Here is a 13325-nt window from a genome sequence, read left to right on the forward strand (position 1 = left end):
TTGTATTTTTTTAAAAAAAGAATTGACAATAGGGCGGAGTGTGTTTATTGTATTACGTGTACTACTTGATGTAATACACATAAAACACTCGAAAAATGAAATCGACATATAAATGTTAAGCATAGGGAAGGGGAACTTTCATGAAAAACAAAAGATCCGTAAAACAAGATGTGCCTCTTATTATCGCCGCCTCGGTTTTGGCCAGCAGTCTGTTTGTCGTTCTTGTCGTCATCGGATTTCAATGGCAGAACATTTAAAGAAAGAGAGCAGCTCGTAAAAGAAAGAAGGGAAGTAAATGATTCAAATCGATCCGAGAAGCTCAACTCCGATTTATGAGCAGATCATACAGCAACTGAAAGAGCTTTGTTTAAAAGGGATCATGAAGCCGGGGGATAAACTTCCTTCTGTCAGGGAATTGGCAACGATCATTATCGCCAATCCGAACACAGTCAGCAAAGCGTACAAGGAGCTCGAACGCGATGGTGTCATTGAAACGCTGAGGGGAAGAGGAACGTATATATCGGAGAATGCAAAAACGACATTGGTTGAAGGGAAGATGACGATGATAAAAGAGCAATTGAAACAGCTCATCATCGATGCCCATTACGCGGGAGTTGAGCTGGAGAAGCTGCAGGAATGGATAAAGGAAATCAGCGCTGATCTGAAAGGAGGCAAGGATCATGATTGAATTGCGGAATCTCTCAAAAACAATAGACGGTAAAGAAGTGCTCAAGGATATTTCGCTCACCATCGGAAAAGGGGAAATTTTCGGGCTGCTCGGGCGAAACGGATCAGGGAAAACAACGCTGCTCCGGCTCATTCAGCAGATTCTGCTGCCGGATCAAGGGACGGTTTTATTTAATCAGGTGGAAATAAAGCGTCATCCGAAAGTAAAACAGAACATCATTTATATGCCTGTTGAAAATCCTTTTTATGACAAGTATACATATAAACAGCTAGTTGCGATTGTAAGCAGAATCTATCCGAATTTTGATGTGACTTACGCCAATGAGCTGATGAACAGGTACGGCATTCCGGAAACGAAGAAATACCGTGAATTATCGACAGGCCTGAAAAAACAGCTTGCGCTCGTCCTTGCCTTTGCTTCACGCCCGGCTCTTATCCTTTTGGATGAACCGACGGACGGAATTGACGCCGTAACGCGTCATGACGTGCTTCAGCTTATGGTGGATGAAGTGGCTGAACGGGAAACGAGCATTCTGATTACCTCACACCGTTTAGAAGATATTGAGCGAATGTGCAACCGGATCGGGTTTTTGGAAGGAAATCAGCTGACGAATGTGATGGACTTGGATGATATGAAGGAAGAGTACATGAAAATCCAAATGGCATTTGAAGAGGACGTCGCCTTGAAGATCAGAGAACAAAACATACCGATTCTCGACCATGCCGGTGTGTTTTATACGGTGCTGATTCAAAAGAACGATGAAAAGAAAAAGAACTTTCTGCAAGAGCTGCAGCCGAAAGTATGGAACGAACTTCCTGTGAACTTAGAAGAAGTCTTCATCGCGAAGTTTGGAGGGAACCGGAGATGGTAGACAGGGGATTGCTGTACAGAGAATGGGTGCAGAATCGAACTGTTCTTGTGATGGTCGGTATTTTTTTAGCGGCGGTCAATCCATTTGAAGTGTTAAATACCTATCTGGTCTATCAGGGCTGTCTGGATACCCACGGAGCATATTGTAAGTTTTATGTGAATTCTTTGGAGAGCGGAATGCTGAACTTGAACTGGGCGCCCGCTGTGATTTTGGCAGTTTGCTTATTCGGACTGGAGCGTACGAAAGGAACGATTGATGCGCTGTTCAGTCTGCCTTATTCCCGCGCTCAGGTGTTTTACACTAAATTTTGGCTCGGGGCGGCGCTCATTACCGGCGCTCAGGTGATCGGCTACGGGCTGGCTGAGCTGCTCATTCTTCTGTTAAAGCCTGAGCGCGTATATTTCTTTCACCATTACAGCGTCGGAGAGATTATTGTGAGTGTTTTGGCTTTTACATTGGTCGCGAGTGCAGGCTGCTTAACGGGCAATACGTTCGCCCAGCTGTTAACGGCGTTTACCGTGTCGATAGCGCCTTACCTGATTATTACGTTGCCGCTGACAAATGCGGAAGTTATCTTCAGGGTCGGCATGCATGAGCTGATGCCATCAGTCAATGCTTACCTAAACGATTCGTTTCAATATCTGATTCCGATCATGTATGTTAATACGGACTGGGTATCTGCCAGCAAGTATATATTAATCATTCCGGCAGTGATGAGCATTGTATTTTATGCCATCGGGTACTTTTGCTATGTCAGGCAGCCGGTGGAACGGAACGGCCGTTTTTTTCTCTGGAGACAGCTTGACCGGCCCATTCAGATTGTGGTGATCATAATCGCCGTTCTCGGTTTTGGCCTGGCGGGGTACTCGACGGGACATACGATGACAGGGTATGTAGCCGGGATGCTGGTCGGAGGAGCGATCGGATTTTTGGTCAGTTATTTTGTGATTTATAAAAAAACGAAGCATGTGTAAGAGAGGAGGACCGGAATGATACCGCGGGGATTGTTGTACACAGAATGGAAAAAAAATCAGTGGTTGTTTTTATGCAGCGGCATTCTTTTAATGGCGGCAAACCCTTTTATGGTTTATAACAACTACTCAACATATCAAGAATGTTTGAATAACCCAGCTCTTCAAGATTGTGAATTCGTTGTCAATTATACGAATGGGTCGCCTCTTTCCTTCAGCTGGATTGTGAGTGTCATCATTGCCGTCTTCTTATTAGGGTTAGAACGGACAAAGGGAACGATGGATGCTTTGTTAAGCATGCCTTACAGCAGAGGCCAAATCTTTCAGACGAAATTCTGGCTCGGCGGGGCAGTCATTGTTGTTCCTCAGGCGATAGGCTATGGAGCGGCGTCATTGCTGATATCTTTACTGAAACCGAGCCATACGTACGATTTTGATCATTTTTCAATCGGAATGATTGTCATCAGTTTTATGGCTTACGCCTTGTTAATGGCATCCGGCGCATTAACGGGACAGATATTCGCCCAGCTGTTAACGGCGTTTACAGTAACGGTTCTGCCCTTTTTACTCATCGGTCTGCCGGCCGCGAATTTGGAGGTTGTTTTCGATTTTAGTGTGGGAGATCAATTTTCTTTTATCAGCAGTTATATCGAATCCCGTCTTTTTATATTTGTAACCCCTATTGGATATGTGTTTAACGACTGGATCAGAGAAAGGGATTTGATTTTAATCATTCCGATGGTGATGAGCCTTGTCTTTTATCTGATCGGTTATGTCAGCTTTCTGAAACATCCGAATGAACGGAACGGCAGATTCTTTCTTTGGAGAAAATTGGACCGGCCGGTGCAGATCTTGGTGATTGCCTTTGCCGTTATGGGTTTCGGCGTTTTCGGATATGGGGTCACAGACACGATGTTCGGCTATTTAGCCGGCATTATCTTCGGCGCGATTATCGGGTTTTTCATCAGTTATTTTACGGTTTACAGGAAGTCAAAGCATATGTAGATCTGTTTGAAAATGAGCAGTTTGGAGGAAGGCAAGGTGCCGATTAGCGGTTTGCTTTATAAAGAATGGAAGCAGCGGCAGACGCTGCTGCTTCTTACAGCGGGGTTCTTAGCTATTTTAGGCCCTTTGGCAATTATAAATGAGTATTTTCACTATAAGGATTGTTTAAAAACACTTCATCAATATTCAGGTTCAGTTTGTACGTTCAGCATTGATTACAGCAATCAAAATTTGATTGGGCTGCATTTCATTCCTCCGGTTATGATAGGGCTTTTTCTGATAAGAGCAGGCCGGGCTGAAAGGATGTTTACACTGAGTCTTCCGTATTCGAGAAGCCGGATATTTCATACGAAGTTTTTCTTGGGAGCAGCCGTGTTAGCCGGCTCGCAGTTTGTTTCTTACGGAGTATCTGACATATTGTTTCTAGCGCTTAAACCTGACGCTGTCCATCATTTTCAATCATTCAGCGCAGGGATGCTGGTCATCAGCTTGATGATTTATGCATTAGTGACAGCTGCCGGCACGATAACGGGCAATTTAGCGGCGCAGCTGATCACGGCGTTCACGGTTTCCGTCTTTCCGATCGTGGTTATGACGATTTACCTGTTAAACGCTGAGTTCCTTTTTGGCAGGCAGGCTGTGCCGGATATTGATTTCCCTTGGAGCGGATTTCTGATCTATTTCATGCCTGCCGCTTACATCCATACCTCATGGATGTATTACATGAAACACGCATTGTTAATCTCCGCAATTATGGGATTTTGTTTCTATCTATTCGGCTATGCGAATTTCCTGAAAATGCCGAGTGAACGAAGCGGACATTTTATCCTAAGCAAACACATTGAACGCACCATTCAAGTGCTCGTCATGGTGCTCAGTATGCTGGGAAGTGCGGGGGTATGCGGATATGCTTATAACGGTTCGTATACCGGTTACATATTCGGCATGCTTATCGGTGCGGTGATCGGGTTTTTCATCAGTTATTACTTCATCTATAAAAAAACGAAACTTATATAAGGGGGAGTGGTGTACATGATAGAAGTACAGCATATTGATCATTCATTTAAAATCGGCAGGAAAGGCAGAGAGAGTGAGGTTCCGGTATTGAAAGATGTCTCTTTGACCGTTGAAAAAGGGGAAATTGCCTGTATCGTCGGGCGGAGCGGTTCCGGAAAATCAACGCTTCTGAATTTAATTTCCGGATACATAGCGCCGACGAAGGGTCGTATCGTCATTAATGGCACTGATGTGACGGGCTTCAGTGAAAAAGAGTGGGCGCAGTTCCGCCTCGGGCATTTCGGTTTTATTTTTCAAAGTTTTCAGCTCATTCCGAGTCTGACAACCTATGAAAATGTTGAAATGCCGCTTGCCTTAAAAGGCGTCAAACCGTCTGAACGCAAGCAAAAAGTCGCGGACATGCTGAAACGGGTCGGACTTGAGAATCATGCGAATCATTATCCGAATGAGCTGTCAGGCGGCCAGCAGCAGCGTGTCAGTATCGCAAGAGCCCTGATTTTAAATCCGTCGATTATTTTAGCTGATGAGCCGACGGGAAGCCTCGATTCAGAAACGGAGCTTGAGGTGCTTGCGTTAATTCAGCAGCTGAACCGGGAGCGCGGGATTACATTTGTCATCATTACGCATGACGATGAAGTCGCTTCAATCGCGCATTCAAAATTCCAGCTGCATGACGGTGTATTAAAAGGGGGCGTTACTGTTGAGATTTAAGGATCAGATTCACTTTATCAGAAGAAATATGAAGAAAAACCGGCTGCGTGTTTTCATGACGGTGCTGGCAACGACAATGGCGTGCGCGTTTTTGGTCGTGCTGTCGTCCGTCGGATTCGGCATCCAAAAAACGATTACAGACATTACGATGAGCCAGCAGATTGTTACGGAAATCAATGTGCTCGGCCAAGAGAACGGAAAAGCTGTGAAGAAATCAGACTTGGAAAAGTATAAAAATGTCAAGTCTGTCGTTGAAAGAACACAAGTGTATGAACCGAATAAAGCGTCGTTAGGAAACCGAACAAATGAAGATTCAGCCATTGTGCTGACAAACATGAACGATGAAGTCAAAGCCAATATGGAGCTTGATCAGGGAAGGGTCGCCCGTACAGAGAATGAAATCGTGGTCGGCTATGATTTTGCGAAGAACCTATTGACGAAAAAAGAGGCTGACGCTTACGACAAAGAGTTAAAGGATCACCAAGGCGACATGTCGGAGGTGAAAAAACCAAAAGGCTATACGAAAGACCTGCTTAATAAAACGATACAGCTGAGCATCTCCAAAACAAACAAAGACGGAGACGTTGAGAAAACGAAAACGTACGACTTCAAAGTAGTCGGAATTACAAAAAAACCGTCCCAAGATTGGATAGAGGATACAAATATTTTTGTAAGTGATCAATTCAAGAAGGACTTCTCAACATTCTTGGATCTGAAGAATGGAAATGTGGAAAAAAACATCAATGTGTATGCGGACAAATTCGAACATGTCGATCAGCTTACCCATGACCTCACGGATGACGGCTTTTATGTCAGATCTGTCACAACCGAGCTGAAGGGCGTCAATACCTTCTTCCTCGTCTTTAAAATCGGCCTGATCTTTGTCGGCTTTATCGCCGTCGTGATTTCTGCCATCGGTATTTTCAATACGATGACGATGGCGGTGACGGAACGAACGCAGGAAATCGGGATTATGAAAGCGATCGGCGCAAGCCCGTCCATCATCCGCAGAATGTTCCTGATGGAAAGCGCCTATATCGGGATATTAGGTTCTGTCATCGGGATTATCATTTCTTACGTAGTGAGTTTTGCCGTCAATCTGGCTGTGCCGGTTATTTTGAAAGCGGTAGGGGGAAACACCGGAGCCGAAGATCTTCATTATACCTTCTCCTATATCCCGCTCAGCCTCGTTGTGATCGCAGTTGTCATTTGTGCGGGGGTCGCGGTGATTTCCGGTATGAATCCGGCCCGCAAAGCGACAAAAACCAATGTTCTGACTGCATTAAGAAGAGAACTGTAACGGAAAAAAGCCGGCTGAACATCAGCCGGTTTTTCCTCTATCTATCAGAAAAGGGCGGATACCATGTTTCACATTTTGTTAATAGAAGATGATAACACTTTGTTTCACGAGATGAAAGAGAGATTAACGGGCTGGTCATTTGCGGTGCACGGAATAAAAGATTTCAGCCGTGTCATCCGGGAGTTTTCCGAAATTAAGCCTGATTTGGTGATCATTGATGTACAGCTGCCGAAATTTGACGGCTTTCATTGGTGCAGAATGATACGCTCCCAATCAAACGTGCCGATTCTCTTTTTGTCCTCGCGCGATCATCCCGCGGATATGGTCATGTCGATGCAGCTCGGGGCAGATGATTTTATTCAGAAGCCTTTTCACTTTGATGTGTTAATCGCGAAAATACAGGCGGTGTTCCGCCGTATGCATCAATACGGCACAGAACCGGCCCTGATGAAAAGATGGTGCGGGGCGGTCATTGACACAGAAACCAACACGGTCAGCCGTAAAAACGGTTCGGTCGAGCTGACCAAAAACGAAATGCTGATCTTAAAACTGCTGGCTGAGCAGAAAAATAAAATCGTCAGCCGGGAAGAACTCATCAGAAGCCTATGGAATGATGAGCGTTTCGTCAGTGATAATACGCTGACGGTGAATGTCAACCGGCTGCGGAAAAAACTCGATCAATTAGGCATCGGGAAAATGATTGAAACCAAGGTGGGGCAGGGATACATCGCAAAGGAAGAAGACGGTCTTTATGATTAAGTCATTTCTGCTCGAAAGAAAAAGCTGGATCGCGATGTTTCTTTTGCAGCAGGCTGTGCTCCTTTTTGCGGCATATATTGATCCGTCTATTCCGTTTTTTTCGGTGCTGTATTTCGTTTACCTGTCGCTTCTTGTGTTTCTTGTATTTCTCTTGTTCCGCTATCGTAAAGAGACCGCCTATTATAAAAGCTTAAGAGAGTGGGACGCCAATTTAGACATGTCTTATCTTAAAGCGCCTGAAAGTCCGTTTGAGTCTATCGTTGAAGAAAGCATTGAAGGGCAGACGGAGCAGTTAAGAAAAAGCTCCCTTCATCTTCAGGCGGCGTCAGAGCATGAAAAGGACGATCTGATGTCATGGATTCATGAGGTCAAAACACCGCTGACAGCGATGCATCTCATGATCGAGCGCCTTGATGAACAGCAGCTGAAAGCCCCTTTGCTGTATGAATGGCTGCGGATTCACCATCTCCTGGACCAGCAGCTTCATCAGAAACGATTGTCCTTTATTGAAAATGATTTATCATTCCAGCGAATTCAGCTCAGACCGCTCGTTTTCAAAGAAATTAAAAATCTGCAATCATGGTGTATACAAAAAGGGATCGGGTTTGACATTCAGCTTGATTCACCAGACGTTCACAGTGACGGAAAATGGCTTTCCTTCATCATCAGGCAGCTGTTAAGCAATGCCGTCAAATACAGTGAAGCGGATGACATTACCGTAAAAAGCTATGAACAAAACGGCCGGGTGCATGTGGATATCGAAGACCGCGGCATCGGCATCGAGCCCAAAGATCTTCCGCGCATTTTTGAAAAGGGATTTACCTCGACGCGAATGAGGCGTGATCACGCGTCAACGGGGATGGGCCTGTATTTGGCTCAAAAAGCCGCGGCTCCGCTTCTTATCCGGATCAGCGTGCGCTCTGAGCCGGAAAGCGGCACGGTTTTTACCTTGGTGTTTCCGAAACAGAACGATGCCGTCAGCATGTTCAGCGTGTGACAAAAGTGTCACATGCTTTTCTCTTTTGTTCGCTTAATCAAACGAAAAAAACGGTTTCTGTTTTTAAAATAAAGATAACCAATGTAAAAGGAGAATCATAACGTGATGATTTTAGAAGCAGGCAATATACAAAAAAGCTACGGAAACAAGCTGAATAAACAAGAGGTGCTGAAAGGAATTGATCTTCAGATTCACAAAGGGGAATTCGTCAGCATTATGGGCCCGTCGGGATCAGGGAAAACGACCCTTTTGAATGTGCTTTCCTCCATTGATAAAGTGAGCACGGGCACCATTAAACTGAATGAGACGGAGATTACATCCATGAAAGAAAAACAGCTTGCCGAATTCAGAAAACGGCATCTCGGCTTTATTTTTCAGGATTATAATTTATTGGACACCCTGACCGTGAAAGAAAACATACTCCTGCCATTATCCATTACGAAAATGTCTAAGAAAGAGGCGGACCTGCGATTTGCCGAGACGGCAGAGGAGCTTGGGATCTATGATTTGAGACATAAGTATCCGAGTGAAATTTCCGGCGGGCAAAAACAGCGGACGTCTGCCGCAAGAGCTGTTATTCACGAGCCGGGCATTATTTTTGCTGATGAGCCGACCGGAGCGCTCGATTCAAAGGCTGCCATGGATTTACTGAATAAACTCAGCCGTCTGAATCAAAAACGCCGCGCCACCATTGTGATGGTGACGCATGATCCGGTTGCCGCCAGCTATTCCGGACGTGTGGTTTTCATTAAAGACGGCCGTGTGTATACACAGCTGAATAAAGGCGGCCAGGACAGACCGGACTTTTTTCAGGATATTATGAAAACGCAAAGTGTATTGGGCGGAGTTCAGGCATGAGTATTCATCATTTGATCTTCCAGAACCTGAAAAAGAATATGAAAAACTATTACCTTTACGTTTTTGCGCTGGTGTTCAGCGCCGCCCTTTATTTCGCGTTTGTCACGATGCAATACGATCCGGCGCTTGATGAAATGAAAAGCTCCATAAAAGGAGCGGCGGCAATCCGGGCCGCCTCTGTACTGCTTGTGGCGATCGTGTCGGTATTTCTTTTATACGCCAACACCATTTTTATTAAACGGCGCGGCCGGGAAATCGGCTTATTCCGATTAATCGGCATGACGAAAATGCACATTTTCCGCATACTCAGCACAGAAAATTTCATTTTGTATTTCGGATCGATTTGGATCGGTATTTTTGCCGGCTTTTCTCTCTCGAAATTATGTATGATGATGCTGTTTCATACAGTCGGTGTGAAAGCCTCTGTCTCACTGTTTTTTTCAAGCAAGGCGCTCGTTCAGACGTTAATTGTGTTCGGGGCAATTTACGTGCTGATTATGATGATGAATTACTTATTTATTAAACGGCAAAGCATTTTGTCTTTATTTAAAACCGCGTCATCGTCAGAAAGCGGCATAAGACGGCTTTCTTGGGTGCAGATGTCGATCGGCGTTGTCGGTATTGCGGCCATTATCGCCGGCTATGCCGTGTCCGCGGATTTATTCGGAGGCAGTTTTACGAGCATGAATGAACTGTTTTCGGCCATGGTGTTTATTCTCGGCTCGGTCATTATCGGAACCTATCTGTTTTATAAAGGTTCGGTCAGCTTTCTGGCAAATCTCATCCGGAAATCAAAAGGCGGGTATCTGAATGTCAGTGAAGTGCTGTCTTTGTCATCCATCATGTTCCGGATGAAGTCAAACGCCGTCCTGCTGACGATTATTACGACTCTTTCGGCGCTGGCAATCGGTTTGCTGTCTTTAAGCTATATCTCGTACTATTCCGCGGAAAAATCGGCTGAGCAAAATACAGCCGCGGACTTTGCGTTTGATAACCAAAAGGAGACTGACTCATTTACCGCTTTATTGAAGAAAAACGGAATTGAACACAAAGTGAAAACAATCAAGACCATTCAAGCCGGTGTCAATATGAAGAACATCATAAACGGCGATATGAAAAGCTTTCAACAAGACCCGTCCAGCTTGGCGCTGCCGATTATAAGCGAGAAAGACGCAGAAGGGACGGAGCTTTCTGACGGAGAAGCCGTGTTTACCGGATATAATGATATGATGAAAAGATTTCTCGACCTGAAAACGTCAGGTTCCATTGATATAAACGGCAAAACGGATAAAATACCGCTGGCGTATAAGGGCTTGAAGAACGACTTCCTCCTGTCATATACATTTACAAGCGGAGGGCTGCCGACCGTTATCGTCACGCAGCAGGTATTTGATCGGATCGAGAAAGATATCGACCCGTCCATTCAGGGAAAATCAAATCGGTTTTTCGGCATTACACTCAAACGTGAAGAGGACATCCAAAAAGCTGATGGTCTGTTTCAGGCGCAGCACTATTCAGATGGCGCGCTTTCGCAATTTGAAACGGCTGACACCCAAAAGAAAAACATGGGGCTGATCATGTTTATTGTCGGCTTTTTGGGATTAACCTTTCTGATCACCTCAGGCTGTATCCTTTATTTTAAACAAATGGGCGAGTGTGAGGATGAGAAGGCTGATTACACGATATTGCGGAAACTCGGCTTCACAACGGGGGATCTGCTGAAAGGCATCCGCCGGAAGCAGGCGTATCATTTCGGCATCCCGCTCGTTCTCGGGCTGTTCCACAGCTATTTTGCCGTTCAGTCAGGATGGTTTTTATTCGGAACGGAAGTGTGGACGCCGATGATCATCGTCATGGCGCTGTATACGCTGCTGTACTCCATCTTCGGCATGCTGTCGGTGCTATACTATAAAAAAGTCATTCAATCCGCCTTGTAAAACAAGTTGAGGAGCCTCCGCACAAGCGGAGGCTTTTTTGTATGAATAGAAGAAAGCGATTTTTAAAAGAATAGACATACGTCATTTTTTCGCGCGGGGGAGCCTTATGCAGAGATATTTTCAATTGAAATCTGAAACAGGGGCCTTTCATCTTTTTTCCAAGGAACACATTTTCACGCTGTTGATCATCGGATTGCTGGGGGCGGGCTTGATCGTATTCCGGAAAAAGCTCAACCACGGCCGGCCGAATCGCGTTTTCCGTTATGTACTGTTCATTCTCCTTGCCGTGTCGCAGATCAGCTATCATATATGGCTGCTTTGTCATCATGCCTGGTCGCTGAAAACAGTTCTGCCGCTGCAGCTGAGCGATCTTTCCGTCTATTTGGCGATGCTGATGGTCATGACAAAAAGCGAAAAACTGTTCGCCTTCCTCTATTTTGCCGGTTTGGGCAGCGCCGTACAGGCGATGGCAACACCTGATTTAGGGGCGTATTCTTTCCCGCATTTTCGGTACATCGTGTTTTTCGTCTCTCACGGCTGTGTTTTTCTTACCTGTCTATTCATGGCCGCTTCAGAAAGGTACAGGCCGTCGGCGCGCGGGCTGTGGGTATCGGTGCTGATCGTAAATCTGTACGGGGCGTGTGTCTTTTTTATTGACCGTGTGCTGAATGCAAATTACCTATATTTAATGAAAAAACCGAAGACCGCTTCGCTTCTGAACGTTTTCGGACCTTGGCCGTGGTATCTTCTATCAATGGAAGCGGCGGTGATATTGAGCTTTTTCATTCTGTATATTCCGTTTTGGCTGCTGAGGAAAAGAGCATGAGGCCGGCCTGTTTTTGTGAATCCAATCATTTGTAATTTTTTCAACATTCCGGCATTATTTTTTTCAGATTCTGATGTTGAAAAAAGACGTCCGCGGCGATAGAATGAATGTGCTATGATAACGTGTTCGATACGGAGCCGCGGCTTGCGGTTTCCGTTTTTTCATGGGGTTTTTTATAGAGAGAGGGGGATCGGTATGCCGCGCGCTTTGAAGATATTAATCATCGGAATGTTTATCAATGTGACGGGCGCATCTTTTTTGTGGCCGCTGAATACGATCTATATTCATAATCATTTAGGGAAATCGCTGACTGTTGCGGGGATTGTTCTGATGCTGAATTCCGGTGCCAGTGTGGCGGGGAATTTATGCGGCGGATTTTTGTTTGATAAAATCGGCGGATTCAAATCCATTATGCTGGGCATTATGATCACATTGGCAAGTCTTCTCGGACTCGTTCTGTTTCATCAATGGCCCGTTTATATTTGGCTGCTCATCATTGTCGGCTTCGGTTCCGGTATCGTGTTTCCGGCCAGTTACGCCATGGCGGGAGCGGTATGGAAAGAAGGCGGGCGGAGAGCTTTTAATGCGATTTATGTAGCTCAGAACGCAGGTGTCGCCGTCGGCTCGGCACTCGGCGGGATGGTTGCGGCGTACTCGTTTACGTACGTGTTTTTAGCCAATGCTATGCTGTATGTGCTGTTTTTCCTTATCGTATTTTTCGGGTTTCGAAATATCAAAACCGGAAATGCGAGCCAGGTTTCTGTCCTGGACTACGAGCCTGTCAGCAGCAGAACGAAATTTACGGCGCTTCTCATATTGAGCGGCGGGTATGTTCTCGGGTGGATTGCCTATTCTCAGTGGTCCACAACCGTTGCGTCACATACTCAAAGCATCGGTATGCCGCTTTCATTATACAGTGTGCTCTGGACCGTAAACGGAATATTAATTGTCGCCGGACAGCCTCTCATAGGAGTTGTTTTGAAAAAATGGTCCGGTGCGTTAAAAACGCAGATGGTCATCGGCTTTTGTATTTTTATCGTCTCGTTCGGCGTGCTTCTCAGCGCCAAGCAATTTCCGATGTACCTCACCGCAATGGTGATTTTAACCGTCGGAGAAATGCTTGTCTGGCCTGCCGTGCCTACCATTGCCAATCAGCTTGCGCCTAAGGGGAAAGAAGGGTTTTACCAAGGATTCGTCAACAGTGCGGCGACGGGCGGCAGAATGATCGGGCCGCTTCTTGGCGGCGTGCTGGTTGATCAGTACGGAATGAGCGTGCTGCTGTTGATCCTGATGGTGCTTCTTGTTGTCAGCATCGCAGCGACGGTGCTGTACGACAAACGCCTGAAAACCGTTAGTAAACAAAACGTCCAAGTGCGATGACGACA

13 protein-coding genes are annotated in these 13325 nt (G+C 45.7%); all 13 read left to right on the forward strand.

The window, feature by feature from the left end; translation table 11 throughout:
- Positions 1–295 precede the first annotated feature (295 nt).
- Positions 296–688, forward strand: coding sequence for a GntR family transcriptional regulator YtrA (ytrA, locus tag ACNFN4_RS00240; RefSeq protein WP_014418691.1), 393 nt, complete (start codon positions 296–298; stop codon positions 686–688).
- Complete coding sequence (locus ACNFN4_RS00245) at positions 681–1559, forward strand: ABC transporter ATP-binding protein (RefSeq protein ID WP_003152276.1); 879 nt, start codon at positions 681–683, stop codon at positions 1557–1559. Before ytrA ends, ACNFN4_RS00245 begins: the two co-directional genes overlap by 8 nt.
- Positions 1553–2533, forward strand: coding sequence for an ABC transporter permease subunit (locus tag ACNFN4_RS00250; protein ID WP_029974129.1), 981 nt, complete (start codon positions 1553–1555; stop codon positions 2531–2533). The genes ACNFN4_RS00245 and ACNFN4_RS00250 overlap by 7 nt, the downstream gene beginning before the upstream one ends.
- Positions 2534–2548: 15 nt before the next feature.
- On the forward strand, positions 2549–3535 hold the full coding sequence (locus ACNFN4_RS00255; RefSeq protein ID WP_448199929.1) for an ABC transporter permease: 987 nt from the start codon (positions 2549–2551) through the stop codon (positions 3533–3535).
- A gap of 36 nt (positions 3536–3571) precedes the next feature.
- Positions 3572–4552: an ABC transporter permease gene (locus ACNFN4_RS00260; protein WP_448199930.1), complete on the forward strand. Its 981-nt coding sequence runs from the start codon at positions 3572–3574 to the stop codon at positions 4550–4552.
- Between the two features lie 15 nt (positions 4553–4567).
- Complete coding sequence (locus ACNFN4_RS00265; RefSeq protein WP_007408816.1) at positions 4568–5263, forward strand: ABC transporter ATP-binding protein; 696 nt, start codon at positions 4568–4570, stop codon at positions 5261–5263.
- Complete coding sequence (locus ACNFN4_RS00270) at positions 5253–6563, forward strand: ABC transporter permease (RefSeq protein ID WP_232489593.1); 1311 nt, start codon at positions 5253–5255, stop codon at positions 6561–6563. The genes ACNFN4_RS00265 and ACNFN4_RS00270 overlap by 11 nt, the downstream gene beginning before the upstream one ends.
- Before the next feature lie 63 nt (positions 6564–6626).
- Positions 6627–7322 (forward strand): response regulator transcription factor, encoded by a 696-nt coding sequence (locus ACNFN4_RS00275; RefSeq protein WP_095061243.1) that lies wholly within the window; start codon positions 6627–6629, stop codon positions 7320–7322.
- Positions 7315–8319, forward strand: a complete 1005-nt coding sequence (locus tag ACNFN4_RS00280; protein WP_280145402.1) for a sensor histidine kinase — start codon at positions 7315–7317, stop codon at positions 8317–8319. Before ACNFN4_RS00275 ends, ACNFN4_RS00280 begins: the two co-directional genes overlap by 8 nt.
- Before the next feature lie 102 nt (positions 8320–8421).
- Positions 8422–9177, forward strand: a complete 756-nt coding sequence (locus ACNFN4_RS00285; protein ID WP_280145401.1) for an ABC transporter ATP-binding protein — start codon at positions 8422–8424, stop codon at positions 9175–9177.
- The gene (locus tag ACNFN4_RS00290; RefSeq protein WP_032868344.1) at positions 9174–11114 is read left to right on the forward strand and encodes an FtsX-like permease family protein; all 1941 of its coding nucleotides are present in this window, start codon (positions 9174–9176) and stop codon (positions 11112–11114) included. Before ACNFN4_RS00285 ends, ACNFN4_RS00290 begins: the two co-directional genes overlap by 4 nt.
- Positions 11115–11220: 106 nt before the next feature.
- Complete coding sequence (locus ACNFN4_RS00295; protein WP_448199931.1) at positions 11221–11940, forward strand: YwaF family protein; 720 nt, start codon at positions 11221–11223, stop codon at positions 11938–11940.
- 195 nt (positions 11941–12135) lie between these two features.
- Positions 12136–13320, forward strand: a complete 1185-nt coding sequence (locus ACNFN4_RS00300; RefSeq protein ID WP_017418406.1) for an MDR family MFS transporter — start codon at positions 12136–12138, stop codon at positions 13318–13320.
- Positions 13321–13325: the final 5 nt, after the last annotated feature.

Source organism: Bacillus sp. N1(2025) (genome assembly GCF_053470005.1).